General features: G+C 64.2%; 20 protein-coding genes. 12 read left to right on the forward strand and 8 right to left on the reverse strand.

The window, feature by feature from the left end; genetic code table 11:
* Positions 1-6 precede the first annotated feature (6 nt).
* Positions 7-1,809 carry a DUF1800 domain-containing protein gene (locus ACPJXG_RS11880; protein WP_425254372.1) on the reverse strand — a complete coding sequence of 601 codons (1,803 nt, stop codon included), beginning with the start codon at positions 1,807-1,809 and terminating at the stop codon, positions 7-9.
* 412 nt (positions 1,810-2,221) lie between these two features.
* Here ACPJXG_RS11880 and ACPJXG_RS11885 point away from each other — a divergent pair, with 412 nt between their 5' ends.
* The 8 genes from ACPJXG_RS11885 (at position 2,222) to ACPJXG_RS11920 (ending at position 10,445) form a co-directional block, all read left to right on the forward strand.
* Complete coding sequence (locus ACPJXG_RS11885) at positions 2,222-2,788, forward strand: hypothetical protein (RefSeq protein WP_425254373.1); 567 nt, start codon at positions 2,222-2,224, stop codon at positions 2,786-2,788.
* A 63-nt stretch (positions 2,789-2,851) separates the two neighbouring features.
* Positions 2,852-3,586 (forward strand): hypothetical protein, encoded by a 735-nt coding sequence (locus ACPJXG_RS11890; protein WP_425254374.1) that lies wholly within the window; start codon positions 2,852-2,854, stop codon positions 3,584-3,586.
* 4 nt (positions 3,587-3,590) lie between these two features.
* Entirely contained in the window at positions 3,591-4,946 is a 1,356-nt protein-coding gene (locus ACPJXG_RS11895) for a hypothetical protein (protein ID WP_219313534.1), read from the forward strand.
* 10 nt (positions 4,947-4,956) lie between these two features.
* Entirely contained in the window at positions 4,957-7,131 is a 2,175-nt protein-coding gene (locus ACPJXG_RS11900; RefSeq protein WP_425254375.1) for a hypothetical protein, read from the forward strand.
* Positions 7,132-7,150: 19 nt separating this feature from the next.
* Entirely contained in the window at positions 7,151-8,179 is a 1,029-nt protein-coding gene (locus ACPJXG_RS11905) for an aminotransferase class I/II-fold pyridoxal phosphate-dependent enzyme (protein ID WP_425254376.1), read from the forward strand.
* Positions 8,163-9,023 carry a GIY-YIG nuclease family protein gene (locus ACPJXG_RS11910; RefSeq protein ID WP_425254377.1) on the forward strand — a complete coding sequence of 287 codons (861 nt, stop codon included), beginning with the start codon at positions 8,163-8,165 and terminating at the stop codon, positions 9,021-9,023. Before ACPJXG_RS11905 ends, ACPJXG_RS11910 begins: the two co-directional genes overlap by 17 nt.
* A gap of 33 nt (positions 9,024-9,056) precedes the next feature.
* Positions 9,057-9,707, forward strand: a complete 651-nt coding sequence (locus ACPJXG_RS11915; protein WP_425254378.1) for a hypothetical protein — start codon at positions 9,057-9,059, stop codon at positions 9,705-9,707.
* A 9-nt stretch (positions 9,708-9,716) separates the two neighbouring features.
* Entirely contained in the window at positions 9,717-10,445 is a 729-nt protein-coding gene (locus ACPJXG_RS11920) for an amidohydrolase family protein (RefSeq protein WP_425254379.1), read from the forward strand.
* On the opposite strand, the gene ACPJXG_RS11925 is transcribed toward ACPJXG_RS11920, so the two are convergent.
* The 5 genes from ACPJXG_RS11925 to ACPJXG_RS11945 form a co-directional block, all read right to left on the reverse strand.
* Positions 10,402-11,574, reverse strand: coding sequence for an acyltransferase family protein (locus tag ACPJXG_RS11925; RefSeq protein ID WP_425254380.1), 1,173 nt, complete (start codon positions 11,572-11,574; stop codon positions 10,402-10,404). The genes ACPJXG_RS11920 and ACPJXG_RS11925 overlap by 44 nt on opposite strands.
* Before the next feature lie 33 nt (positions 11,575-11,607).
* On the reverse strand, positions 11,608-12,981 hold the full coding sequence (locus tag ACPJXG_RS11930; RefSeq protein ID WP_425254381.1) for a sigma-54-dependent transcriptional regulator: 1,374 nt from the start codon (positions 12,979-12,981) through the stop codon (positions 11,608-11,610).
* 157 nt (positions 12,982-13,138) lie between these two features.
* Complete coding sequence (locus ACPJXG_RS11935; RefSeq protein ID WP_035819521.1) at positions 13,139-15,403, reverse strand: arginine/lysine/ornithine decarboxylase; 2,265 nt, start codon at positions 15,401-15,403, stop codon at positions 13,139-13,141.
* A gap of 239 nt (positions 15,404-15,642) precedes the next feature.
* Complete coding sequence (locus ACPJXG_RS11940; protein ID WP_425254382.1) at positions 15,643-16,128, reverse strand: dihydrofolate reductase; 486 nt, start codon at positions 16,126-16,128, stop codon at positions 15,643-15,645.
* Positions 16,125-16,910 (reverse strand): alpha/beta fold hydrolase, encoded by a 786-nt coding sequence (locus ACPJXG_RS11945; protein WP_425254383.1) that lies wholly within the window; start codon positions 16,908-16,910, stop codon positions 16,125-16,127. Before ACPJXG_RS11945 ends, ACPJXG_RS11940 begins: the two co-directional genes overlap by 4 nt.
* 227 nt (positions 16,911-17,137) lie before the next feature.
* On the opposite strand from ACPJXG_RS11945, the gene ACPJXG_RS11950 reads away from it, so the two are divergent.
* The 4 genes from ACPJXG_RS11950 to ACPJXG_RS11965 all read left to right on the forward strand — a co-directional run bounded on the left by ACPJXG_RS11950 (position 17,138) and on the right by ACPJXG_RS11965 (position 22,987).
* Positions 17,138-17,713, forward strand: coding sequence for a TerD family protein (locus ACPJXG_RS11950; RefSeq protein ID WP_034784423.1), 576 nt, complete (start codon positions 17,138-17,140; stop codon positions 17,711-17,713).
* A gap of 211 nt (positions 17,714-17,924) precedes the next feature.
* Complete coding sequence (locus tag ACPJXG_RS11955; protein WP_099403176.1) at positions 17,925-19,184, forward strand: TerD family protein; 1,260 nt, start codon at positions 17,925-17,927, stop codon at positions 19,182-19,184.
* Between the two features lie 9 nt (positions 19,185-19,193).
* Complete coding sequence (locus ACPJXG_RS11960; RefSeq protein WP_425254384.1) at positions 19,194-20,519, forward strand: VWA domain-containing protein; 1,326 nt, start codon at positions 19,194-19,196, stop codon at positions 20,517-20,519.
* A 197-nt stretch (positions 20,520-20,716) separates the two neighbouring features.
* The gene (locus ACPJXG_RS11965) at positions 20,717-22,987 is read left to right on the forward strand and encodes a TonB-dependent receptor domain-containing protein (protein ID WP_425254385.1); all 2,271 of its coding nucleotides are present in this window, start codon (positions 20,717-20,719) and stop codon (positions 22,985-22,987) included.
* On the opposite strand, the gene ACPJXG_RS11970 is transcribed toward ACPJXG_RS11965, so the two are convergent.
* Together ACPJXG_RS11970 and ACPJXG_RS11975 are read right to left on the reverse strand one after the other, a co-directional pair.
* A complete protein-coding gene (locus ACPJXG_RS11970) occupies positions 22,984-24,027 on the reverse strand; it encodes an SMI1/KNR4 family protein (RefSeq protein ID WP_099403179.1) in 1,044 nt (347 codons plus the stop codon). The genes ACPJXG_RS11965 and ACPJXG_RS11970 overlap by 4 nt on opposite strands.
* Positions 24,027-25,001, reverse strand: a complete 975-nt coding sequence (locus ACPJXG_RS11975; RefSeq protein WP_099403180.1) for a thymidylate synthase — start codon at positions 24,999-25,001, stop codon at positions 24,027-24,029. Before ACPJXG_RS11975 ends, ACPJXG_RS11970 begins: the two co-directional genes overlap by 1 nt.
* Positions 25,002-25,134: the final 133 nt, after the last annotated feature.

Raw genomic sequence — 25,134 nt, forward strand, 5'->3', positions numbered from 1 at the left:
GCTTCCTTATTTTTGAACCAGGTATTCAGGCGAGGCCATGGCCAGGAAAATGGCCAGGTACGCGCGGTTGGATTTCGCCTTCGTCACTTGCGCGGCATTGCTGCCGTTGGCGGCGGGAATCGCGATGCTCGTGACGGCCGACAGGATCCTGGTGCGCAGCCGGGATGACATATTGCCGGACATTAATAGCAAGTTGACCCGGTCCAGCAAGGCGGCCGGCTGCTCGGCCAGCGCCAGTTCGGCCGAGTAGTCGCCCTTAACGGCGCTGTTTTCCGCCACGCCGCCGCTGATGGCGTCCTGCATGAAGTTCAGGTAGCCGGTGACGGACGGCTCCGACGTGATCTGCATTTCCGGCGCCACCAGGCCCGCCGTCGCCAGCGCCGAATTGGGCGGTACGTAGGACGGACGGAAATAATTGAAGACGGAGGGCGCGTTCATGGGATTCTGGCCCAGTCCCGACAGCGGATCGCTGAGGTAATAGATGCGGTATTGCAAGGCGGCATCCCTGGCGTGGAACGCGCGCATCCAGTTGCCCAGACGCACCAGCGGTTCACGCAATTTGCCCGTGCGCAGGCTGCTGCCGGCTGGCGCCAGCGCGTCGGGATCGAGCAGCACGGCGCGGATCACGGCCTGCATGTCGCCGCGCACGCCAGAACCATTGTTGGCGAAGGCGGCCGCGACCCTGCCCACATAGGCCGGGCTGGGGTTGCTGGTGACCAGGCGCTGGATCAGCTGGCGGCCAAAGAAGGGCCCCGCATTCGGATGGTTGAACAGGGTGTCGAGGGCCAGCGCCATGTCCGCTTCGCCGCCGGCGGCGCCCGCCGCACTGACGCCCAGAAAGCGTTTTTCGCTGGTCGAGTGGTACGCCGCATAGTTCTGCATCGGCTTCCAGTCACGGTCCGGATCGGCCACGCTGCCAAAGAAGCGGTTCGCGCCCTGGTCCGGCCCGGCCCAGCTCCAGCCCGTAAACACTTTCGCCAGGCCGCTCACATCGTCGCGCGTATAGGTGTCGATGGGTTTGCCGCCGGACATTTTCAATGAACCATCGGCATTTAGCTGGTACAGGCCGATGGTAAATAACTGCATCACTTCGCGGGCGAAATTTTCGTCGGGCGTGCGCGTGGCCGATTCCTTCTGGTTGCGCAGGTGCGACAGGTACAGGCCCATCATCGGATGCGTGGCCACGCCTTGCAGCAGGGTGCGGAAGTTGCCGAACGCGTGTTGCCCCAGCATATCGTAATAGCTGGCGACGCCCCGCGTTTGCGGCCACACGGCCTCGTTTTGCGTGGAGACGACAAAGATTTCCGACAGGGCAAAGGTCACGCGCTGGCGCAGTTGGTCGTCGCCGCGCACGGCTTGCTGCCAAAACGATTCATAAAAGTCGTTCGGCACGGCCTGGGTGGCCGCCGCGCCCGCGACGGGATACTTGGCGTCGATATATTTACGGTGCAAGGTTTGCGGTTTGGAAAACTGCGCGCGGAACCAGGCGTCGCTGTCGCTGGCGGCCAGGGCATCGATGGCCGCCATGTCCGGCCCGAACGTGGCGCGGCCCAGGAAGCGCGACGCTGCCGGGCGCGTGAACGTGGCCGTCTGGCCGGCCGGTGGCGTGGTCAGAGGCGGCGGCGGAATGGTCTCGCCCGGCGTGGTGCCGGGGGCTGCCGGATCGCCGGGGGCGGTGGTCCCCGGTGGCACGGCCGAGATGTCCGGGTTCTGGGTGGCGCCGGTCTTGCTGTCGCCGCCACCGCCGCAGGCGGCTAGCAGGCTGAGTAGGGTGATGGCCAATAAACGGCGCAAAGTAGGGTCTATCATTTAGTTTCTTTCAGGCAATCAAATTCTGGCCCGTTAATTGTAGGGCTTGCCTACTAAAATCCTGTTTCCAATTAACTATTTACGTGTTGGCCACGTTTATTTTTGCGACCATTTGGCGTGGCAATGAAGGTGTGTTTGAAGATGTAGCGCGAAGTTTGTTTTTTGAAAATGAAAAATATTTTTTGTCTGGAACAAGCACTGTGGCGGATAGGCGACGTAACCATTCCTGCCAATTAAGCTTGTTCAAAAGCTCATCTTGACAACGAAACCTGCTTCGCCGGAAACCATGGTTTTTACGCTATCGGCGAAACGCCGTTCGCCGTCCTGTCTCTTTTTCCCCCTGCGCCTGACTGGCATGGCCCTTGCAACAGGGAGGCATGGCTTACCCGCCCATCTTTCACCGGAGCCTGTCATGACCAGCCGCCTGCTCGACTACCGTCCCGAAATGGAATTGCCTGAAGCGCCGGGCGTGCTGCCTTTGCTGCAGGAAGATGAACTGGCACTGGCGGCGCAGTTGCTGGAATTGCAGGCGCCGGCCCAGTTCGATGCTTTCCTGGCGCGCCAGCTGGACGCCACCGCGGCGGGACAGCAAGTGCGTGGCACGCCGCTGGAAGGGCCGCTGCGCCAGTTGCTGGGCAAGGTGGTGGCGCCCTTGCTGCCCCTGCATGGCGGTTCGCCGCAGGCGCTCAAGCGGCGCGCTGCACGCATCTTCGGCATGGAACTGGAAGGACTCAGCCCGGAAGACAAGGAATTCGAACTGGCGCGCCAGGTCGTGCATCTGATCGATGCCGTCAACACGGCGCTGGCGCAGGACGGCGGCATGCGCGCCCGCGCGCCCGGGGCACGAGTGGAAACGGCCTTGCTGCAAGTGGCACGCAGCGAGGCGCCAGGCTTGCTCAGGCAGGCGGCGCAAACGCCGGGGCGGGACGCTGGCCGCTGGCGCCGCGAGGGCGGGCACATCGTCGTGCTCGATTGTTAGCCGGACGGCCAGTCTGTCCGGCAAGGTAGTCCCAACCGAGGTAATTACTTTGAGGAGCTGATCATGCATGACTTGGATCGTACGACCCTGGAATACGGACAGGAGATGTCCGGTTTTGAAGCGGAGCAGTTCGAGTTTGGCCAGGGCGAGTGGAGCGGCGAGGGCGGCGCGAACGCCATGTTTTCCGAGGCCGAGGAGATGGAACTAGCAAATGAACTGTTGTCGGTCAGCAATGAAGCCGAACTGGAACAGTTTCTCGGCAATTTCCTGCGCAAGGCCGCCTCCGTGGCGGGCGGCATCATCAAGTCGCCCGTGGGACAAGCCATCGGCGGCGTGCTCAAGGGTGTGGCGAAGAAGGCCATTCCCCTGGCCGGCGGCGCCATCGGCGGCTATTTCGGCGGCCCGCTGGGCGCCAAGATCGGCAGCGGCCTGGCCTCGGCCGCTGGCGGCGCGCTGGGGCTGGAAGCGGAAGCGTCGTCGAACGAGGACCGCGAATTCGAAGGCGCCAAGCAGTTCGTGCGCCTGGCCGCCGATACCGTCAACCGCGCCGCGCAGGCGCGCGGTGCGGGCGATCCGCGCGCCATCGCCCAGGCGGCCGCCAGCGCGGCGGCGCGCCAGTTCGCGCCCGGCCTGCTGGGGCGCCCCGGCAGTCAGGTCGTCACGCAGAATGGCAGCGGCGCCGGTGCGGGCGGCGGCATGGCGCAGGGCGGCGGACGCGGCCAGGGCCAGGGCGGCATGCGCCAGTCCAGCGGACGCTGGGCGCGCCAGGGCCACAAAATCGTCCTGTACGGCGTCTGACATCATGGCCATCGGCGCTTACGCTGCCTGGATGCTGGCCCAGGAGGCACGCTCGCTGCTGACCCGGCTGGCGCGGCTGGAACCGTTCGCGCTGATCGAGCCGACGGTGCTGGCGGCCGCCCTGATGCCCAGCGCCCAGTCGGCCATCGAAAGCCAGCTGGTGCAGGGCCGGCGCGAACTGCGGCGCATGGTGGCCCAGTTCCAGTGGTGGTTGCGGCGCGAGCACGCCGACGGCGCCAGCATGGCCACGGCCGCCGAGGCGCAGCGCCGCTTTACCTTCCTGCGCCTGAAGTTCAATGCCGCGCTGACCCAGTTCGACCTGTTCAATGAAGTCATCACCCAGCGCAGCGAGCACAAGACGGGCGTGTGGCTGGCCGGCCTCGACATCGTTGCCGCCGATGCGCTGGCGCTGCCCGGCAATGTGTATCAGGCGCCGCCCGTGATCTGCTACCTGGACCGGGGACCGGGCGCGGCCATCCGCCGTGCGCGCACGCGCCTGCCGGGCGGCGGCGACAATCCCGTCGCCATCATCCGCCTGCCGCGCGAACGCATGATCGGCAGCAGCATCGCCTCGTCGCTGGTGCACGAGGTGGGCCACCAGGGCGCGGCGCTGCTGGACCTGGTGGCGTCCTTGCGGCCCGTGCTGCAAGCGATGCAGCACGGCGGCAGCGGTGCCGTGCACGTGTGGCAGCTGTGGGAACGGTGGATTTCCGAGATCGTGGCCGATTTCTGGTCGCTGGCGCGGGTGGGCGTGGCCGCCACCCTGGGACTGATCGGCGTGGTCAGTCTGCCGCGCGTGTTTGTCTTCCGCCTCAACATCGACGATCCCCACCCGGTGCCATGGCTGCGGGTGCGCCTGAGCTGCGCCATGGGGCGGGCCCTGTATCCGCACCCGCAGTGGGACCGCCTGGAGCAGCTGTGGCTGTCGTACTACCCGTTGACGGGTCTGCCGCCAGCCCGGCAACGGCTGCTGGAACAGTTGCAGGCCAGCATGGCGGCCCTCGTGGGCTTGCTGGTGCAGCACCGGCCGCCAGCCTTGCGCGGCGGCTCGCTGGTCGAGGCCATGGCCGTGCACACACGCCAGCCGGCCATGCTGGCGCAGCTGTTTCGCAGCTGGACCCTGGCGCCGGCGCAGATGTACCAGGCGACGCCGACCCTGGTGTTCGCCGTGCTGGGCCAGGCGCGCGCCAGCGGCACCTTGAGCCCGGAAGACGAAAGCGAGCTGCTGGGACGTTTGCTGAGCCACTGGGCCCTGCGCAGCACGCTGGACACGTCGGAGCTGTGCGCCGATGTCGTGCGGCATGGCCGCCAGTCCGGCAGGCCGCTGCCGCCCCTGGCGTCGCGTTTGATTATCCATTGAGGAGAATGACATGAGCAGCAAGATAAGCAGCAATATGGGTGGCAAGATGAGCAGCAAGAGCGGGGCGGCGGGCCAGGCCGGGCCGAAACACCACGGCGGCAGCATCGCTGTCACCGTACATGAACAGGACAGCGGCGTGAGGGTCGTCAATGCCGCCATCAGCCTATACCGGGGCATGGATGCCGATTGCCATCTGTTCAATGCCGCCACCTGGGTAGCCGATCCCGCCATGCTGGTGGGCGTGCGCTGGACCGATGGCACCGGCCGCACCGTGTTTGCCGACCTGGCGACGGGCAGCTACGTGGGGGTGTATGGCAATTTCCCCGCCACGGCGCCCCAGTGCGTGACGGTGCAGGCCGGTTGCAGCGCCGTGCTGTGCTTCACGCCCCAGCTCAATCCCCAGGTGGGACTGGTGTTCGAGACAGCCGATTGCCAGCCCAGCGACTGCCATTTCGGCAGGGTGGGCGACCGCGCCGTGGCCACCGTTTCCTTTGACGGCGATCAAAGCGCCGATGGGCGCGACCAGGTGCAGGTGCTGGCCGCCACGCCATGGGTGCCCATGCGCGGCGCGGCGAATACCTTTTCCACCCCCGTGCGGCGCGCCGGCATGCACCGTTTCATGGGGCAGATGATGCTGTCGCAGCGGCCCGAACTGCGCAGCGCCTTGCCCGTGCCGGAAGGGCTGAGCCCGAACGCCATGCTGGCCGTGGATGCGGAATACGAGACGGAAGAGCGCCAGCCGCAGCCCATCTCGGGCAATGTGGGCGTGTCGCTGACGCGCACGGAAACGGAGCCGACGGAAGACTTGCCGCTGTGGACCTTGATACGCAACAGCACCGAGGCGATGTCGTTTACCAATTACCTGCATTTCATGGACAGCCTGTTTTGCGGCGACCTGGCCAATGTGCGCGGCTTCGAGCAGGAACGCTTCGTCAAAAAGGCCGAGGTGTTCCAGCAGCTCAAGCAACGCCGCGCGCTGCCGTTTTCCGATGCCGATTCTTACCGCGTGCTGAAAGTGGCGACGGAAGCGTTCGTGATGGTCAATTGCGGCGTGCTGAACCAGCCGCTGGCCTTCAATCCGGCCGAGGACAACGCCTACCTGGACCGGCGCGACATACCCCAGGGACGCGACCTGGAAACCGTGCTGCGCAACGATTACCTGGAAAACATCGACGGCTTCCAGACCTTGCCCTACCTGGCCGTGATCCGCCGCAAGCTGCCCGACATTCCCATCAGCATCCCGCGCGGCCAAGAAGGCGAAGTCGATCTGTGCTTTGGCATCATCCAGGAAAAGCTGGCCAATCCTTGCCTGCTGGAACTGATCTGGTCCTACTGGCATGAAGAGGGCATGCTGGTGCAAACCATGAATGCCATCGCGCAGCGCTTCCAGAATCTGCGCGCGCCGGGCAACAGCCTCGCCCCCCTGTCGAACACGGAAATCGACATGTTGCGTCCGCTGAATAATTTGCTGTGGGGATACACGCAGGATGAACAGCATCGGCTGACCGTGATGCGCCGGAACTATGAGTATGACCATCACTACGGTGTGCGCCTGGACGGCAAGGCAGTGCAGCACTTCCGGCCAGCCGATAGCCGCTCCAAATTCCTGGAGGCCTTCCACCACTTGCTGCGCCTGCTGACCTCGTTCTACAAGCAGGATGACGACACCACCGTGAAGGCGGACGCCTTCCCCGTGCTGAATGCCTTGAAAGAAATCCACCTGATCCTGTCGCAGGGCGCACACAACCAGTTCGGCGACTTGCCGTCGACGGCGCGCATCGAGATGCTGATGCAGCAGTGGATGCTGGCGCGGCCCGAGTTCCGTGAATTTTTACCGACGCGCGTGATGGTGGCGTATCCGGAACCGTGGATGGACAGGGTCGACGCCATGAAGAAACTGCAGGGCTGGACGGATACGAGCGTGATGCATTTCCGTAACCTGGCCATCTTTGGCGAGCAATTGCTGCTCTCCGTGCGCTATGGCAACTGGAGCGACATTTATGAACCGACGCAGGCCTTCAACTGGGCGCGCTTCTGGCGCCCGCAGGTGCAGGGCTATATCCACGGTTACCGCGCCGCCACCGGGGTCGATTTGTCCGTCGACAGCAGCGACCCGGTGGTCGAATCGACGATGCCCTCGGTGCTGCTGCGCCAGCGCCTGAGCCAGCAGCTGCGCAGCGTCTAGGGCGGGAGGGGACGCGTGCATGCTCGACTTTACCAGTGCCCTGTACCTGGGCATGCGCCATCCGGCAGCCTCGCTGGCGCCTTGGAGCAGCTTGAGCCTGGGCCAGCCGGCCGCGCTGCAGGAACCGCCCGGCGCGCAGGCCCTGGCCATGGACCTGGCTGCGCTGCAAGGCTGCGAAGCGGCCTGCGTGCTGCCGTCGACCCTGCATTTGTTCTGGGACCTGTTCGGCATGCTCGCTGCCGAGCGGCTGGTGATCCTCGTCGATGGCGGCAGCTACGCCATCGCGCGCTGGGGCGCCGAGCGGGCGCAGGCGCTGGGCTTGCCGCTGCGATTGTTTCCCAGCGGCGAGATGGCGGCCTTGCGGCGGCTGGTGGAAACCTGGGGCCGGCAAGGGCGGCGCCCCCTGATCCTGGCCGATGGCTATGTGCCCGGCAGCGAACAGCTCTTGCCGCTGGCCGGCTATGCGGCCCTGGCGCAGCAGGGCGGCGGTTATCTGTTGCTGGACGACACGCAGGTGCTGGGCGTGATGGGTACGCAGGGCGGCGGCTCGGCGCGGCTGCATGGCTTGCATGGGGAATCGCTGATCGTCGGCGCCTCGCTGGCCAAGGGATTCGGCGTGCCGCTGGCCGTGCTGGCCGGCAGCCGCAAGCTGTTGCGGCGCTTCGCGGCGCACAGCCAGACGCGCGTGCACGCCAGTCCGCCGTCGGCCGCCGTGCTGGCGGCGGCGCGGCGCGCGCTGGCGCTCAATGCGCGCCATGGCGACGCCCTGCGCGCCAGGCTGGCGGACAGGGTGGCGCAATGGCGGACGGGAATGGCGGCGGCTGGCATCGTTTGCCGCGGTGGCAGCTTCCCCGTGCAGCGCCTGCCCGGCCGCGCCCATCTGCAGCCCGCCTTGCGCGCAACGGGCGTGCTGGCGCTGGCGCAAGCGGGAGACGGTCCTGGCGCGCTGACTTTTTTGCTGCGGGCGGACCAGACGCCGCGGCAACTGGAACAGGCGATGAACTTGCTTGAACATCACATCAGGAGGCGATATGCACGAAGCGTTTGAAGTGCTGCCCTTTGCGGGGCAGCCGGGAGCGGCCGGCGAACAGGAATGGTCGCAAGAATGGTCGCAGGAGTGGCAAGGGGAGGCAGAGGGCGAGTGGGAAAGTGAATGGGAGAGCGAGTGGGAGAGTGAATGGGAAGGCGAGCGTGTGCGCCCGGGCGGCGGACGCGGTGCCATGCCCATGCGCGGTGGCGGCTTGCGCGCGAGGCCGCCGCTGCGGGGGCCGCGCCGTCCCGCGCCGCCACGTTACCAGGGGCAGGGGCGCCGGCCGCCACGCTATCCGCCGCCACCCTTGCCGTATCCGCCGCGCTACCGGGGCTGGGGCGGCTACGGCGCCATCTATCCGACCATTTATCCGGCGCCGTATCAGGACACGGGCCAGTATCACGATCAGAATCAAGGGCAAGATCAGGGGCAGGATCAAGCCCATGACCAGGACCAGGACGGCGGCCAGATGCAGGGCGAAGTGCCGCCCATCCTGGCGTCCACCCTGGGCCGTGTGCCGGGCGCGGCCGCCTTGCGCTACCAGGCTGTGGGCGCGATTCCGCAGGCCGTCAACGATGCGAAGCTGTATGTGATCGAGTTCGACACCAAGGATGGCCGGCGCGCCTACAGCGGCCAGACCGATGATTTGCGGCGGCGCCTGAAACAGCACCACCTGTGCGGCAAGATGATGGGCATGGACATGAGCGCGCACGACGTCTACGTGGCGCCGCTATCGTCGGCCGCGCAGCGGCGCAGCATGGAAAAGGATATCCACAGCGACATGTTTACCCACCGGCGCGGCGTGCTGACCAACCAGCGGCGCGAACTGGAAATGGCCGTGCTCGGTGAAATGTGGGGTTGACACCAGCACTTGATGACTGCGAAGGAGACCGTCATGCACCAACTCGAATGCGCATGCGCGCAATGCCGGCAGCGGGCCGGCGCTGCGTTTGAAGTGCTGGAGTTCGGCCGGGACTGGCCCGGCAAGGGCACGGCGCCGGCCATCTTCGGCGAAGAGGAAGAATTGCAGCTGGCCATGGAGTTGCTGGAAGTGGCCAGCGAAGAGGAACTGGAACAGTTTCTCGGCAATGTCTTCAAAAGCGTGTGGAAGGGCGTCAAGAAGGTGGGCGCGACCATTGCCAAGGTGGCCAAGCCTTTGGGCGGCGCCTTGAAGGCCGTGGCCAAGACGGCCTTGCCCTTTGTCGGTGGCGCCCTCGGCTCGATGATACCGATACCGGGCGTCGGCACGGCGCTCGGGTCGGCCCTGGGGCGCGCGGCCAGCAATGCGCTGGAACTCGAAATGGAAGCCGAGGCGCCGGCCGACCGCGAACTGGAACTGGCGCGCCGCTTCGTGCGCATCGCGGGGCAGGCGGCGCGTCTGGCGGCCGACGGCGACGGCAGCGCGCGCGCCGTCGAAAGTGCGCTGACGCGGGCCCTGCACCAGCAATTGCCGCACTTCCGCTCGCCTGCGCCGCAGCAGGAAGATGAAAGCGGACGCTGGCGCCGGCGCGGCAACCGCATCGTCGTCATGGGCGACTGGCAATAGCGTGGCACGATGATCATCGATTGCCACTGCCATGCGGGACCGGGCGACGGCTTGAGCGGGCCGTGGGACAGCGATGCGCCACTGCCAGCCTACCTGCGCCGCGCCCGGGAGGCCGGCATCGCCCGCAGCGTGCTGTTCGCCGCCTTCCACTCCGACTACGCCATCGCCAACCATGGCGTGGCGCGCCTGGTCGCGTCCGATCCGCAGCGTTTTTACGGCTTTGCCTTCGTGCATGCGCGGCGCGACCGGGGCCGCATCATGGACCTGGTGCGCACGGCCGTCGAGCGCTACGGCTTTGTCGGCATCAAGGCGCACCGGCTTGACGCGCGCATCAGCGGCGAAGTGTGCGAGGCGGCGCGCTTCTTCGGCTTGCCCGTGCTGTACGACCCGGCCGGCGAGGTGGCCGTGGCGGAATTGCTGGCGCAGCAGTATCCCGACGTTAATTTCATCCTGCCGCACCTGGGCAGCTTTGGCGACGACTGGGCCGCGCAGCTGGCGCTGATCGACCATCTGGTGCGCCACCCTAACATCCATACGGACAGCTCGGGCGTGCGCCGCTTCGACTTGCTGCAACAGGCCGTGCGCCGCGCGGGGCCGCACAAGGTCCTGTTCGGCTCGGACGGCCCCTGGCTGCATCCGGGGCTGGAATTGCACAAGATTGAACTGCTGGGCTTGCCGCCAGCCGATGCCGCGCTCATCCTGGGGGAGAATTTCCTGCGGCTGGCAAGGCAGGGCTAGACACCGAGGCCGGCGCTGTCGCCATCGCAGGCACGAACGCCTGCAATGGCGACAATGACAGCGGCCGCTCGACGAGCAGGAACAGTGTCATTGCCGGTGGCAGGCTGAGAGCCAGCATGAGCGGCATCAACAGTAAAAAGAAGGCCAGACCATGCGCTTGTGGCGGATGGAGCAGGGCCAGTGCCAGGAAGGCGCCTTTCAGCGCCAGGCCGTGGATCAGATAGTAGGAGTAGCTGATATTGCCCAGCCAGCGCAAGGGCGTCCAGCAAAACAGGCGCGCCAGCCAGTTGGCGCGCGCCTGGAAGCAGCACAGGCAAAGCAGGAAAAAGGCACACGCCAGCAATGCCAGTTTCAGCAGCAGTGCCAGCGGCAGCAACAAACAACCCAGCGCGCACGGCACGGCGCAGGCGGCCAGTGCGGGTGGCGGCGCGCGCCAGGCGGGCGCCGCCAGCGCTTCATGGACAAGGATGCCGGCGATAAACAGCAGCAAACGGGCGGGGCCGCCGAAGATGGCGAAGAGGCCGCCTGCCAGCAAGGTCAGCACGGCGAAGAAGCCGCCGCGCCAGCTGCGGCTGCGCCGGCGCAAATCGAAGACCAGGATGAGCAGGGGGATCAGCAGGTAATACAGCATTTCGTAGCTGAGCGACCAGGCCACGCTGATGAATGGTGGCGCCGCCGTGAAACCACTGAGCAACAGAAAATTGCTGCTCAGGTAAGCGACTGCCTGCGGCCATGCCGCCGGTATCCTGCTTTCCGACGGCAGGGCGCACGACAGCAGCAGGTACAGGACGAAGACGCAGCTGTAGACGGGGTAGATGCGGCGCGCGCGGCGGCGCAGGTAGGGCAGCAGCGCTTGTTGGCGGGACATCAGCGAGCCATAGATCAGATAGCCGCTGAGCACAAAAAACAGGTCGACCCCCGCATTGCCCATGCTGTGCAGGGCTGTCGCCAGCGGCGTGACGGCGCCGCCGTCGCCGCGCCATGGCGCTTCCAGGCTGACATAGTGGACGAGAAATACCAGCAGCACGGCCAGGCCGCGCAAGCCTTCCATGGCGCGCAGCTGCGGCGCCGCGCCGGGGCGCGACAGTTCGAAACAGGCGGACAGGCGATGGCAGGCTGGGCTGGACATGCGCCGACTATAGCCGTCTGGCTGTTGCCGGTCTTATGGCGGCACAACATCAGGCGGCGCCAGCTGCGCTGCGCAGCTGGCCGCCTTGCGGCGTATCTGCAGCGCGCGGTCGCTCACGCCCAGGCGGGCGGCGGCGCGCTGGTTGTTGCCGCCTTCCTCGGCCAGCACGAGGCGGATGGCCACGTCGGTGGCGCAGCGCGTGATGTGCGACAGCTTGCAGCCTTGGGCCAGGGCCCGCCGCACGGCCGCCTCGAAGTGCTGGTCGGGCCAGGGCGGCGCCAGCAGCCGTTCTTCGGGCGGCAGGGCGCCGATGGTGATGGGGCCGGGGCCGCAATGGCGGTGCCAGATGCGCGTGACGGTCTGGCGCAGTTCGCGCACATTGCCCGGATAGGCGCGCAGCAGCAGGTATTCCCTCACGGCGGCGTCCAGCGCGGGCGGCGGCCGTTGCGCCAGTTCGGCGAGGAAATGCCGGGCCAGCGGCAGGATGTCGTCCTGGCGCTCGCGCAGGGGTGGCGTCTGGCAGCGCCAGCCGGCGATGCGGTAATACAGGTCGGCACGGAAGGCGCCGCGCGCCACCTCGTCTTCCAGTTCGCGGTTGGTGGCGCAGACGAGCCGAAATTGCGTCGGTTGCCAGGTATTGCCGCCCACGCGCTTGTATTTGCGCTCCTGGATGGCGCGCAGCAGCTGCGCCTGTAGCGGCAGTTGCAGTTCGCCCACTTCGTCGAGGAACAGCACGCCGCCGTCGGCCAGGGCAAACGCGCCGTCGCGCGCCGCCGCCGCGCCCGTAAAGGCGCCCCGTTCGTGGCCGAACAGTTCGCTGCCGGCCAGTTCCGGTGACAGGGTGGTGCAGTCGAGAATGATGAAGTCGCCCCTGCAGTTGCCGAGACGGTGAACCAGTTGCGCCAGTAAATCCTTGCCCGTGCCCGTCTCGCCCGTGATCAGCATCGGTGCCTGGCTGAAGGCGGCCATTTCCACCACCTGGTGCAGCAAGGCGGTCCAGGCCGCGCTGTCGCCCACCAGCTGCTGGCGCACGGCGCCGGACGCCAGCAACTGCGCCACGGCTTGCCAGCGCTGCAGGCGCGCCAGCACCTGGCCCGTATCGATGGCGCCGCCAGGCCACAGCAGCACATCGAGGGCGCCCGCGGCCATCAGGGCGCGCTGCTGCGCGCAGCTCGGGGGATGGCCGCAGGCGGCAATGGCCAGCACGCGCGCATGGCCGCACAGCACCGGAAGCGCTTGCAGCAGCGCGCTATCGGCCTCGGCAAACAGCACGATGCCCGCAGCGTCCTCGCCGCCATCGTGCCGCCGGGCTACAGTTACCTGAGCCTGCTTCAAGGCCGTCATCAGCAAGGCGCCGCTGCCAGCCGCCGCCTGCTGCATAATTTCCAGCCAGACCTTGAGCGCCATATGCCAGCCATCACGAGGGCACGAGTGGCCCATCTTAGAAGCCCGACACCCCAGCCGTTTGATCTGGCGCAAGCGTGCGCGGTAGCCCGCAATGAAAAACGCCGCCTGATTTGCATCAGGCGGCGCTATTAATGAAGTTCAACGAACGTCGATGTTTTTAGACGTTCTCGTCCAATTTCACGCAATCAACAAAATATCCGCGTTTGCCATCGACTTCGCGTTTCACCAGACCGTGCACATCCGTCTCGAAGCCGGGGAAACGCTCGTTGAAGTCGCGCGCGAAGCGCAGGTAGTCGACGATGGTCTTGTTGAAGCGTTCGCCCGGGATCAAGAGCGGGATGCCCGGTGGATACGGCGTCAGCAGGATGGACGTGATGCGGCCTTCCAGTTCGTCGATGGCCACGCGCTCGATTTCGCGGTGCGCCATCTTGGCGAAGGCGTCCGATGGCTTCATGGCCGGGATCATGTCGGACAAATACATTTCCGTCGTCAAGCGCGCCACATCGTAGGCCTTGTAGAAATCGTGGATCTGCTGGCACAGGTCGCGCAAGCCCATTTTTTCGTAGCGTGGGTTGGCCGCCGCAAATTCCGGCAGGATGCGCCACATCGGCTGGTTCTTGTCGTAGTCGTCCTTGAACTGTTGCAAGGCCGTCAGCAGGGTATTCCAGCGGCCTTTGGTGATGCCGATGGTAAACATGATGAAGAACGAGTACAGGCCGCACTTTTCAATGATGACGCCGTGCTCGGCCAGGTATTTGGTGACGATGGACGCGGGGATGCCCGTGTCGCCGAACTGGCCGTCCAGCGACAGGCCCGGGTTGACGATGGTCGCCTTGATCGGGTCGAGCATGTTGAATCCGGGAGCCAGGTCGCCGAAGCCGTGCCAGTCATCCTCGGCGCGTATCATCCAGTCTTCCTGCTGGCCCATGCCTTCGTCGTTGAAGCTGGCCGGACCCCAGACCTGGAACCACCAGTCCTGGCCCCACTCCTGGTCGATCTTCTTCATGGCGCGGCGGAAATCGAGCGCTTCCATGATCGATTCTTCCACCAGGGCCGTGCCGCCCGGCGCTTCCATCATGGCCGCGGCCACGTCGCACGAGGCGATGATGGAATACTGCGGCGACGTCGACGTGTGCATCAGGTAAGCCTCGTTGAAGGCGTCCTGGTCCAGCTTGACCGTGTCCGATTCGCGCACGAGAATTTGCGAGGCCTGCGACAGGCCGGCCAGCAATTTGTGCGTGGACTGGGTCGAGAAAATCATCGATTCCTTGGCGCGCGGACGGTCCTTGCCGATGGCGTGCATATTCTTGTAGAAATCGTGGAAGGTGGCATGCGGCAGCCACGCTTCATCGAAGTGCAGGGTGTCGATCTTGCCATCCAGCATCTCGCGCAGGGTTTCCACGTTGTAGATCACGCCATCGTAGGTCGATTGCGTGATGGTCAGGATGCGCGGCTTCTTGTTCTTCGCTTCGCGCGCGAACGGATTTGCCTCGATCTTGCGGGCAATGCTTTCCGGCGTGAATTCATGCAGCGGAATGGGGCCGATGATGCCCAGGTGATTGCGCGTCGGCATCAGGAACACGGGAATGGCGCCGCACATGATGATCGAATGCAAGATCGACTTGTGGCAATTGCGGTCGACGACGACGATGTCGCCTGGCGCCACGGTCGAGTGCCACACCATCTTGTTCGAGGTCGAGGTGCCGTTGGTAACGAAATAGCAATGATCGGCATTGAAAATGCGCGCCGCATTGCGCTCGGACGCGGCGACCGGACCCGTATGGTCGAGCAGCTGGCCCAGTTCCTCGACGGCGTTGCAGACGTCGGCGCGCAGCATGTTTTCCCCGAAGAACTGGTGGAACATCTGGCCGATCGGCGACTTCAGGAAGGCCACGCCGCCCGAGTGGCCAGGGCAGTGCCACGAGTAGGAACCGTCGTTGGCGTAGTGCACCAGCGCGCGGAAAAATGGCGGCGACAGGCCGTCCAGATACGATTTCGCTTCGCGGATGATGTGGCGCGCGACGAATTCCGGCGTATCTTCGAACATGTGGATGAAACCATGCAGTTCGCGCAGGATGTCGTTCGGAATATGGCGCGAGGTGCGCGTTTCGCCGTACAGGTAAATAGGGATGTCGGCGTTCTTGTAGCGGATTTCCTCGACAAAGGCGCGCAGCGATTTCAAGGCGTGGTCGGTTTCCTCGATGGAACCGGCGCCGAATTCTTCATCGTCGATCGACAGCACGAAGGCTGACGCGCGCGATTGTTGCTGGGCAAATTGCGACAAATCGCCGTAGCTGGTCACGCCCAGCACTTCCATGCCTTCTTTTTCCATTGCGGCGGCAAGGGCGCGAATGCCCAGGCCGGACGTATTTTCAGAACGGAAATCCTCGTCAATGATGACGATAGGGAAACGAAATTTCATGCATGTCTCCAAAAAAGCAAGCCGCCCCTGACTTATGTGGAGGGGCGGACTAGGGCGCGACAGCCAGGCGGTAACGCAACCGGGCAGCCGCAGAAAAAAAATAAGAACGGGATTCTCGCAGAAATGCGGCCTCTGCGGGAAAAAAATATCACCCCACAGCGTCACAAGCTTGCACTAGCGTGACGCATGGGTGTGACAGGGGTATTACAGCAACATTCTGCTAACCACTTTCAACCTTATCAGGCTTTGCGTTCCAGCGTGACAAAGGCGTAAGGCAGGCCGGATTTCTCCGACATGTGCGCCTCGCGTGCAGTTTCTTGCCACACAGCATTCTCCACGGCGGGGAAAAAGGCGTCGCAGTCAAAGGTCTGGCCGATTTCCGTGATGATCAAACGCTGTGTCAGGGGCAATGCCTGCTTGTAGATCTCCGCGCCGCCGATGACATAGCCTTGGTCGCCGTCCAGCAGGGCGATGGCCGCTTCCACCGACGACACCGCTTCCACGCCCTCGTGGCGCCAGTCCGGATTGCGCGTAATGACGATGTTGCGGCGATTCGGCAGCGGTCGGCCGATGGAATCGAAGGTCTTGCGGCCCATGAGGATGGGGTGGCCCGTCGTCAGACGCTTGAAATGCGCGAGGTCTTCCGGCAATTTCCACGGCAGGGTGTTGTCGATGCCGATGCCGCCTTGCTGGTCGGTGGCGACGATGATGGTCAAATGGCTCATTGGTTCTGTGAAAAAGGTGGGGGCGTAGCCCGATGCCCGTCATTATCGTTGAAATTGCCGGCGGCCTCCAGATGCGCACGCATGGCGTCGGCCAGCGGCCCCGGTGCTTCCAAGGGAATCATGTGGCCGGTATCGTCTTTCAGGATGTGCAGTGTGGCTTGCGGCAGGCGCTCCGCCATGGCGCGCAGATCGTCGGGATGGACGAGCTTGTCGTCTTCGGCGCCCACGATCAGTACGGGAAAATCGAGTTCCGGCAAGCGCGCCATCAGGTCGGGGCGGGCTATGGTGGTGATGAATTGCGCCAGCAGCACGTCCTTGCCCAGGTCCAGCCCCATCTGCTGGATCAGGCCCGTGATGGCGGCATCGTCCAGGTGTGACGGGTGCAGCAGTTCGCGCAGGCGCTGGCGCGTGATGCCCGTATAGGCATTGCGCTCGAGCATGGCGACGATACGCTGGCGCGCGTCGACTTCCGCCGGCAGCAAACCTTGGGCCGAATTGGCGATCAAAGTAAGGGATTTCACGCGCCGCGGGTGCGCCAGCGCGTGTTCGAGCGCCAGGTAGGCGCCCAGCGAAAAGCCCACCAGATGGGCGTGTTGGGCGCTGTGGCTGGCGATCATCTGCTGCATCTGGGGGCGCGTGCGCGCCTGGTGCAGAGGCACGTGCCGCAGATCGAAGGCGTCGCCCAGGGCAGGCGCCAGGCGCGACCACAGGCGCGCGTCGCACAGGGTGCCAGGAATGCAGTCGAGCCGTGTCTTGGTATTGTTCAACTTGGTATTGTTCAAGGACAAGCCTGGGTTCAAGGAGGGTGAAATTTTTTATCGAGTGGCATTATCCGCCATTTTTCACCTCCAGGCAGCGGCCCGATATTTTCCTCATGGCATTATTTTCAATAGTGCGCGGCTGGCAAGCCGTCACTTTATGGTAGGCTCATGGCTCATCAAGCCGGAGTGCCGGCGACGTGACCTGAAACACCGAATGCAACCCATTAATTAAATAAAGAGGAAACACCATGGCGATCAGTTTGCAAAAAGGCGGCAATGTCAACCTGAGCAAGGAAGCTCCTGGCTTGAAGAAAATCGTGATTGGCCTGGGCTGGGACCCGCGCGCCACCGATGGCGCCGCATTCGACCTGGACGGCAGCGCCTTCCTGCTGAAAACGGATGGCAAGGCCCGTTCCGATGCCGATTTCATTTTTTATAACAACCTGAAGTCGGCTGACGGCTCTATCGTGCACGCGGGCGACAACACCACAGGCGGCGGCGATGGCGACGACGAGAAAGTTGCCGTCGACCTGGCCAACGTGCCGGCCGATATCGACAAGATCGCCGTGGCCGTCACCATCCACGACGCGGAAAACCGCAAGCAGAACTTCGGCATGGTCGGCAAGGCCTATATCCGCTGCCTGAACGGCGACAACGGCGCGGAAATCGCCCGCTACGACCTGTCGGAAGACGGTTCGACGGAAGCGGCCATGATCTTCGGCGAAATCTACCGCGCCGGCAGCGAATGGAAATTCAAGGCCATCGGCCAGGGTTTCAAAGGCGGCCTGGGCCCTCTGGCCCGCTCTTTTGGTATCAACGCATAAAAACACCTGTCAAAACCTACTGCGCGTCGCGATTTGCGGCCTCCGATGCTCACTGTGCTAAAGCACAGCTCCGCGTCTCGGCCACAACTCGTTGCCGCTCGCTACGGTTTTGTCAGGCGTTTCAACGCATATGTACATTCGTACTGTCTTCGGACGACGCGCCTTGCCCTGAGCCGTTGTCCGAAGCTCTCACATCTGAATAAATAGTCCCATGGAAAACCTGATCAAGGGGCAGCGCCTGGCGCTGTCCGGCCTCGTCACGGGCAATGTCGTGCAACTGGGCCTCGCCAGCGCCGGCGTGGCGCTCGATTTTGCCTGTTTCGGCCTCGATGCCGCCGGCAAGCTGTCCGACGACCGCTACATGACTTTCTTTAACCAGCCGCGCACGCCGTGTGGCGGCGTGGAAACCGCGGCGCCGTCCGGCGATGCGGCCGGTTTCAGCTACCAACTGGACCGTTTGCCGGCGTCCATCGAGCGCCTGGTCGTCACGGCCGCCATCGATGGCGACGCCACCATGGCGCAGCTGGGCAGCGGCCATCTGCGGCTGCTCGACGGCGGCAGAGAATTGGCCCGCTACACGTATGCGGGCGCCGATTTTGCGCAGGAAAAAGCCGTCATGCTGGGCGAGTTTTACCGCAAGGATGGCGGTTGGCGCTTCATGGCCGTGGGCCAGGGTTTCAATGGCGGCCTCGATGCCCTGGTCGCCCATTTTGGCGGTGTAGTGGCGCAGGCGGTTGCTGAACCTGAACCGGCGCCGCCGCCCAAGATTTCCCTGTCGAAGATTTCGCTGACCAAGGCGGGCCAGACGCACAAGGTGTCGCTGGAAAAGGGCGCGGGTGCGCCGAGCAAGCTCACCGTCAAGGCCAGCTGGGTCGATAACGGCGATGGCGACGACGATAACGACGACCTTGATTTGCGGGTCGGCATCCTCTTGCCGAACGGCCAGATGCGCTTCATCCAGGCGCCCGATACGCCCGGCAATTTTGGCGCCATGCCCTTCGTGCGCCACCTGGGCGACGTGGCGGGCGCATCGGGCAAGGAGCCGGCCACGGAAACGGTGGAAGTCAATCCCGCGCTGGCGCAGCATTACGGCGGCACGGTGGGCCTCGTCTTCAGCGTGTATTCGGCGGTGGCCAATGGCGCCGTCTCGGTCGCGTCCATGCAGCCGAAGATGGTCATGCAATATGGCGAGCAGATCGTCGAGTGCGCGTTCGATTTTCGTTTGTCCAAGGCGGCCGACGACGATACCGTCTACACCTATGTGATCGGTATGGCGCGCATCACGCCCGACAGCATCATTCTGGAACCGTCGGGCAAGACGTCGGAGCCGGGCAGCGAAGCGACGCCATGGCTGAGCTGGCAGGGCGAGAACCTGCAACTGGCCTTCAACGGTCCCGTCGTTTTCAAGGGCGAGGACAAGGAAGATGAAGATGATTGCAATGCGGACAATCCACGCCGCTATATCGCCTAGGAGGCACTGATGGAAACCTTGTCCAAGGGACAGCGCTTGCCGCTGGCCAATCTCGTTCCCGATGGCGTGCTGCAGGTCGGCGTAGCCGCGCAGGGCCTGGCGCTCGACGTGGCCTGCTTCGGCCTCGATGCCAGCGGCAAACTGTCCGACGAGCGCTACATGACCTTTTTCAACCAGCCGCGCACGCCGTGCGGCGGCGTGGAAGCGCGCGCGGGCAGCGCCGGTGACATGGCCGAGTTTGCCTTGCAACTGGCGCGCTTGCCGGCCGGCATAGACCGCCTCGTCGTGACGGCGTCCATCGATGGCGGCGGCGTGATGTCGCAGCTGCAAGTTGGCCACGTGCGCCTGCAGGCGGGAGGACGCGAGCTGGCACGCTTTGCGTTTGCCGGTAGTGATTTCGCACAAGAAAAAGCCGTCATGCTGCTTGAACTCTACCGCAAGGATGGCGGCTGGCGCTGCATGGCCGTGGGACAAGGTTTCAATGGGGGACTCGATGCGCTGGTGCGCCACTTCGGCGGCGAAGTCGACCAGGCCTCTCCTGCCGCGGCGTCGGCAATCCAGCAGGCGAAGATCAACCTGGAAAAACGGGTCGAACGGGAAGCGCCGCAACTGGTCAGCCTGGTCAAGCAGGCCGGCGTGTCGCTGCAAAAAGTGGGACTGTCGGAGCACCGCGCCAAAGTGTGTCTGTGCCTCGACATTTCCGGCTCCATGGGGCGGCTGTATAAAGAGGGGCTGGTGCAGCGCTTTGCCGAACGCATCCTGGCCCTGGGCTGCAAGTTCGACGACGATGGCGAGATCGACGTTTTCCTCTTCGGCAAAAACGTCCACCATCCGGCGCCGATGGCATTGAGCAATTGCAATACCTACGTGGGCCAGGCGATACAGCGCCATCCGCTGGAAGGCGACACGCGCTACGGCGCCGCCATGCAGGCGATACGCGCGTTTTACTTCCCCGACGCTGCCGGCGGCGAGCGCACGCGTGCCGTCGCGGCCGAGTTGCCCGTGTACGTCATGTTCGTCACGGATGGCGGCACGAGCGATCAGGCGACGACGGAGAAACAATTGCGCTGGGCCAGCAATGAGCCCATCTTCTGGCAATTCATGGGCATCGGCAAGGGACGCAAGTCGAAAAGCAAGTTTCTTTCCGCCTTTGCCGATTCCGATTTCCCTTTCCTGGAAAAGCTCGACGAATTGCAGGGCCGCCTGGTCGACAATGCCAATTACTTTTCCGTCAGCTCGCCCGACGAGCACAGCGATGCGGAACTGTATGACTTGTTGATGACGGAATATCCGGGCTGGCTGAAACTGGCGCGCGGCAATGGCTTGCTCAGGTAGCGTAACGGTAGCGCAAAGTTCATCGGATGAGGCTGTATGACCACAAGTGCAAGAGATTTGTAAATTGAAGTAAATAACAATGGTTCGCATTTGCTTTGCGCAATGGAGTCGTGGCATGCTGGAACTGTGCCCATGCCTGTGTCCTCACGCCACGGCGCAGTGCCTCATCCGTAGCGTCTCCATTATTTTTTAAGCAAATGCATAAAATCCTCTTTCACTGTCTGGCGGGCGGCAGCCTGCTCGTCTCCGGCGCCGCCGTCCAGGCCCAAACCACGACTACCAGCGGCGATACCGTCGTCAAGCCCGCACCAGCCAAGGCGCCCGCCGCCGCGTCTACGCCTTCCGTTAGCGTGACGGCCGAACGCCCCACGGGCCGCATCGACCGGCAAGTCTACGACGTCAAGTCCGACGTGGGCAGCAGCAACGGCACGGCGGCCGATGCCTTGAATAATGTGCCGTCGGTGGCCGTCGATCCCGATGGTTCCGTATCCCTGCGCGGCAGCAGCAATGTGCAGATATTGATCGATGGCAAGCCGTCGGCCATGCTGCAGGGCGATTCGCGCGGCGCCACCCTGAATGCCATGGCGGCCGACGATATCGAATCCGTGGAAGTGATCAACAATCCCGGCGCCCAGTTCGGCAACGAGGCCGGTGGCGGCCCCATCCTGAATCTGGTGATGCGGCGCAACCGCAAGCCGGGCGGCTTTGCCACCGTCAACGCGAACGCGGGCATCGCGGGGCGCTACAACAGTTCAGTGTCCGGCACCTACAACGAAGGCCCGTGGGGCTACCAGGGCGGCATCAATGTGCGCCATGACGGCCGCAATTCCGTGGGCGAGGTCAGCCGCGAACGCCTGGAACGCGACACTGGCGCTTTCGCCCCCAGCAGCCAGCGGTCCAGCAACAATGGCTTGAATGACTCGCTGGGCTTGCACGGCACCGTCAATTACAACCTGAACGCCAACGACACCCTGGCCGCCAGCGTGTCGTATAACGGGCGCAGCAACGACCAGCGCTCGCTCGACCGCTACATCAATGGCGACAGCACGGGCAGCACCATCGGTGACTATGTGCGCAGCACCGTGCGCAATGGCGACAGCCGCAACACCAGCTGGGGCGCGCGCTACGACCACAAGGGCGAGTTGCCGGGAGAATCCCTCAAAATCGACTTGCGCGTGTCCTCGTCGACCAACGAGAGCGACAGCGATTACGCCAATACCTACGCGCTGGCGCCCGTCAATGCCTTCGACAGCCGCGCGCGCCAGCACAGCGAGACGGGCAACCGCATCGTCGATTTCAGCGGCGACTATGAGCGTCCGCTGGCGGGCGGAACGGCCAAGCTGGGCTACAAGGTGGCCGACAACAAGAGCAGTTTCGACACCTTATATACGGACATCAACCCGGGCAGCCTGCTGGAGACCGTCAACCCCATGCGCAGCAACCGTTTCGAGCTCGACGAGCGCACCATCGCGCTGTACGGCTCCTACCAGATGCGCCTGACCGAGCGCTGGGGCGCGCTGGCTGGCTTGCGCGCCGAATACACGGACTTGAACGTGCGCCAGATCACCAGCGGCAGCGAGGCCAGCAACAATTACGTCAACTATATTCCCAGCCTGTTTGCCACCTACAAGGTCAGCGACGAGAGTAACTTGCGCTTCAGCTATGCGCACCGCATCCGCCGTCCGAATGCGGGCGACCTGAACCCTTACGTGGTCTACCGCGACGAGTTCAATGTGTCGGCCGGCAATCCGAAGCTGAAACCGACGCAGACGGATTCGTTCGAGATCGGCTATGAAACGAAAATCGCTGGCCTGGAAAGCAGCTTGCGCGCCTATCACCGGCGCGACACGGACGCCATCGTCGATTACCGCTACTTTATCAGCGACAATGTGCTCTTGACCACGCGGGAAAACGGCGCAGGCAGCCATTCGAGCGGCCTGGAGTTCAGCGTCAGCGGCAAGCTGACGCCATCCTTGACCCTGAACACGAGCGGCAATCTGGCGCGCAGCCAGCAGACCAGTTCCGACGACCTGGGCAACCGCAGCACGCGCACGGCCAACGCCCTGAGCGGCCGCGCGCGCCTCAATTACCAGGTCAATACTGCCAACCAGCTGCAACTGGCCCTGCAAATGCAAGGCAAGACGCTGTCCGGGCAGGGCTACCGCTCGCCGAACAATACCCTGAATGTCAGCTGGCGCCACACGGTGACGCCGCAGCTGAGCCTGGTCATGAATGTGACCGATGTGTTCAGCAGCAACAAGATGGAAACCGTCATCAACAGCGCTTCCTTGCGCGAGACGAGCACGCGGCGCTTCGACGGACGCATGATTTACGTGGGACTGTCGTACCGCCTCGGCGGCGCCACGTCGGCGGCGAAAGAGGGCGAGCGCGAACCGCGCTTCGGCCCGCCGGGCGGACGCGGCCCAGGCGGCCCCGGTCCGGGCGGACCGGGAGGCGAAGCGGGCTAGACCGCCAGCGCGATTTCGTTCAGGAAGTCGATGAAATCGTCCGTATGCTGCTCAAAGCGCCATTCGCCCGTGCCATGGCTGGCGCGGTACACGGGCAAGTCGCCGTCGATGCTTCTTTCTTCCAGAGGCACGCAGTACGGGTCGCCGCCCGCATCGGCAATCACCACCAGCTTCGGCGGCCAGCCCGCGATTGCGTGATGGCGCTCGGGATGGACGGAGTAGCCGTGCTGGGCCTTCACCAGCTCGGCCGCGCCGTACAGGTGCAGTCCCTGGGGAAAGCGCTTGCCGTCGACATGCACGCGCAGCGGCGAATACCATTCCAGGAAGCGGCGGTATATCTCCGGCAATACCCAGTGCGCGTCGATGGCGGCCATGTCCTCGGCGCTGGCGAGCGTCAGCCAGTTCGACGGTTGCGCCAGGTCCTGTTCGCGCTGGCGCCGCAGCGCCAGTTGTCGTTCCAGGAAGGTGGCTGCCTTTTCCAGGCGCGACAGCGGCTGGGTCAGCGTGTAATGCGTGGCGGGCGCCTTGTAGCCTGCACCGTCCGGGTAGCCATCCGCTTGCCAGGCCAGCACGGCGCTGAGTCGCAGCTGCTCTGCCTTCCAGTGGCCGGGATCGGCAGGCAAGCCCTGGTCAAACGGCTGGCGGCTGAACACGGCCAGGCTTTTGATCGCCTTGGCGCGCACTTCCAGGCCGGTGGCGCTCGACGCCGCCAGCGCCACCAGGGGCGCATACGCGTCCATGCCTGTACTTTTCAGCAAGCCATCCACTGCCCAGTACGCCAGTGCGGGCTGCTCCAGTGCCCAGGTGAAAAAGGCCGCATGTTGACTGCCTTCCACCAGATGCACGATATCGCTCATCAAAAAACTGCGCCAGTGCAGCAGTTGCCCATCGCGCGCATACGCCGTCAGGATCTCGAGCACGGCCAGGCGGTCGTCCGCGGCATGCTTTTTGATCAGCCGCTCTTTCAGACGGGCAAACTTGCTGCCATCCGTTTCGTCAAACAGCTTGCGGTGCAGTGCTGCCAGCGGTGCGGCCGCCATCAGACGGCCATCGCCGCCTTGATGGGCGCATGGTGTTCATAACCTTCCAGCGAGAAGTCGGACGGTTCGATCTTTTCCAGCCACTCCGGCTCGTACTTGCCCGTCTTGGCATAGTCGGGCACGCGGTCGGAAATGACGAAGCGCGGCGCCGGGAACGGCGTGCGCTTCAATTGTTCTTCCACCATGTCGAGGTGGTTCTCGTAGATGTGCGCGTCGCCGATGAAGTAGGTGAACCAGCGCGGCGTGTAGCCCGTCAGGCGTGCCACCAGGTGCAGCAGGGCTGCGCCTTCGGCGATGTTGAACGGCGTGCCCAGGCCGATATCGTTGCTGCGCACATATAAACACAGCGAGATTTCGCGCGTGCTGGCGTTCGGGATGAACTGGTACAGCAAGTGGCAAGCGGGCAGGGCGACGGCGTCCAGCACGGCCGGGTTCCAGCCGTGGAACAGGATGCGCCGGCTGCCCGGGTTCGTCATGATGGTGTCGAGGCACTCGCGCAACTGGTCGACGGCCTTGTACAGCAGCACTTTTTGCACGCCGTCTTCGACGATGGGGGCGATCAAGGTAAAACCGTTCGCTTGCGCGTCGGCAATTTGCGCGGGCTGGTCGGCGGCCAGCAGTTTATAGGCGGGCCATTGGCGCCATTGCACACCGTACACGGGGCCGAGGTCATCCTCGCCTTCGCGGTAGGGGTTGGCCAGCCATTGCGCATTTTCATTCGCGTTCTGGTCCCAGACTTTACAGCCCAGCGCGCGGAACTCGGCCGCGTTGCGCGAGGCGCGCAGGAAGGCGCACAATTCGCCGATCACGGATTTGAAAGCCAGTTTCTTGGTCGTCACGGCAGGGAAATTGCCATTGGCCAAGTCGAAACGCATCATGGCGCCCGGCACGCTCAGGGTGCGGATGCCCGTGCGGTTGTCTTGCCAGCTGCCCGTTTCGAGCACGGTCTTGATCAAATCTTGATATTGCTGCATGTATTTCTCCAACGGTAAGGACTGTGATTGTAACGCAGGCGCGACAGGCGGGCCGCGGCCCACGCACATAATTACGCTGCTGTCTTACCTGCAAACATGACTCTGTGGTAATTTGTGTGTCCTTAAAGAAATA

The sequence above is a fragment of the Janthinobacterium sp. NFX145 genome (genome assembly GCF_049810325.1).
GTDB lineage: Bacteria > Pseudomonadota > Gammaproteobacteria > Burkholderiales > Burkholderiaceae_D > Janthinobacterium > Janthinobacterium rivuli.

Bases quoted from the DNA above. Each gene is read 5' to 3' on its own strand.
- ACPJXG_RS11880 (WP_425254372.1), bottom strand. From the start codon at position 1,809: ATGATAGACCCTACTTTGCGCCGTTTATTGGCCATCACCCTACTCAGC.
- ACPJXG_RS11885 (WP_425254373.1), top strand. From the start codon at position 2,222: ATGACCAGCCGCCTGCTCGACTACCGTCCCGAAATGGAATTGCCTGAA.
- ACPJXG_RS11890 (WP_425254374.1), top strand. From the start codon at position 2,852: ATGCATGACTTGGATCGTACGACCCTGGAATACGGACAGGAGATGTCC.
- ACPJXG_RS11895 (WP_219313534.1), top strand. From the start codon at position 3,591: ATGGCCATCGGCGCTTACGCTGCCTGGATGCTGGCCCAGGAGGCACGC.
- ACPJXG_RS11900 (WP_425254375.1), top strand. From the start codon at position 4,957: ATGAGCAGCAAGATAAGCAGCAATATGGGTGGCAAGATGAGCAGCAAG.
- ACPJXG_RS11905 (WP_425254376.1), top strand. From the start codon at position 7,151: ATGCTCGACTTTACCAGTGCCCTGTACCTGGGCATGCGCCATCCGGCA.
- ACPJXG_RS11910 (WP_425254377.1), top strand. From the start codon at position 8,163: ATGCACGAAGCGTTTGAAGTGCTGCCCTTTGCGGGGCAGCCGGGAGCG.
- ACPJXG_RS11915 (WP_425254378.1), top strand. From the start codon at position 9,057: ATGCACCAACTCGAATGCGCATGCGCGCAATGCCGGCAGCGGGCCGGC.
- ACPJXG_RS11920 (WP_425254379.1), top strand. From the start codon at position 9,717: ATGATCATCGATTGCCACTGCCATGCGGGACCGGGCGACGGCTTGAGC.
- ACPJXG_RS11925 (WP_425254380.1), bottom strand. From the start codon at position 11,574: ATGTCCAGCCCAGCCTGCCATCGCCTGTCCGCCTGTTTCGAACTGTCG.
- ACPJXG_RS11930 (WP_425254381.1), bottom strand. From the start codon at position 12,981: ATGGCGCTCAAGGTCTGGCTGGAAATTATGCAGCAGGCGGCGGCTGGC.
- ACPJXG_RS11935 (WP_035819521.1), bottom strand. From the start codon at position 15,403: ATGAAATTTCGTTTCCCTATCGTCATCATTGACGAGGATTTCCGTTCT.
- ACPJXG_RS11940 (WP_425254382.1), bottom strand. From the start codon at position 16,128: ATGAGCCATTTGACCATCATCGTCGCCACCGACCAGCAAGGCGGCATC.
- ACPJXG_RS11950 (WP_034784423.1), top strand. From the start codon at position 17,138: ATGGCGATCAGTTTGCAAAAAGGCGGCAATGTCAACCTGAGCAAGGAA.
- ACPJXG_RS11955 (WP_099403176.1), top strand. From the start codon at position 17,925: ATGGAAAACCTGATCAAGGGGCAGCGCCTGGCGCTGTCCGGCCTCGTC.
- ACPJXG_RS11960 (WP_425254384.1), top strand. From the start codon at position 19,194: ATGGAAACCTTGTCCAAGGGACAGCGCTTGCCGCTGGCCAATCTCGTT.
- ACPJXG_RS11965 (WP_425254385.1), top strand. From the start codon at position 20,717: ATGCATAAAATCCTCTTTCACTGTCTGGCGGGCGGCAGCCTGCTCGTC.
- ACPJXG_RS11970 (WP_099403179.1), bottom strand. From the start codon at position 24,027: ATGGCGGCCGCACCGCTGGCAGCACTGCACCGCAAGCTGTTTGACGAA.
- ACPJXG_RS11975 (WP_099403180.1), bottom strand. From the start codon at position 25,001: ATGCAGCAATATCAAGATTTGATCAAGACCGTGCTCGAAACGGGCAGC.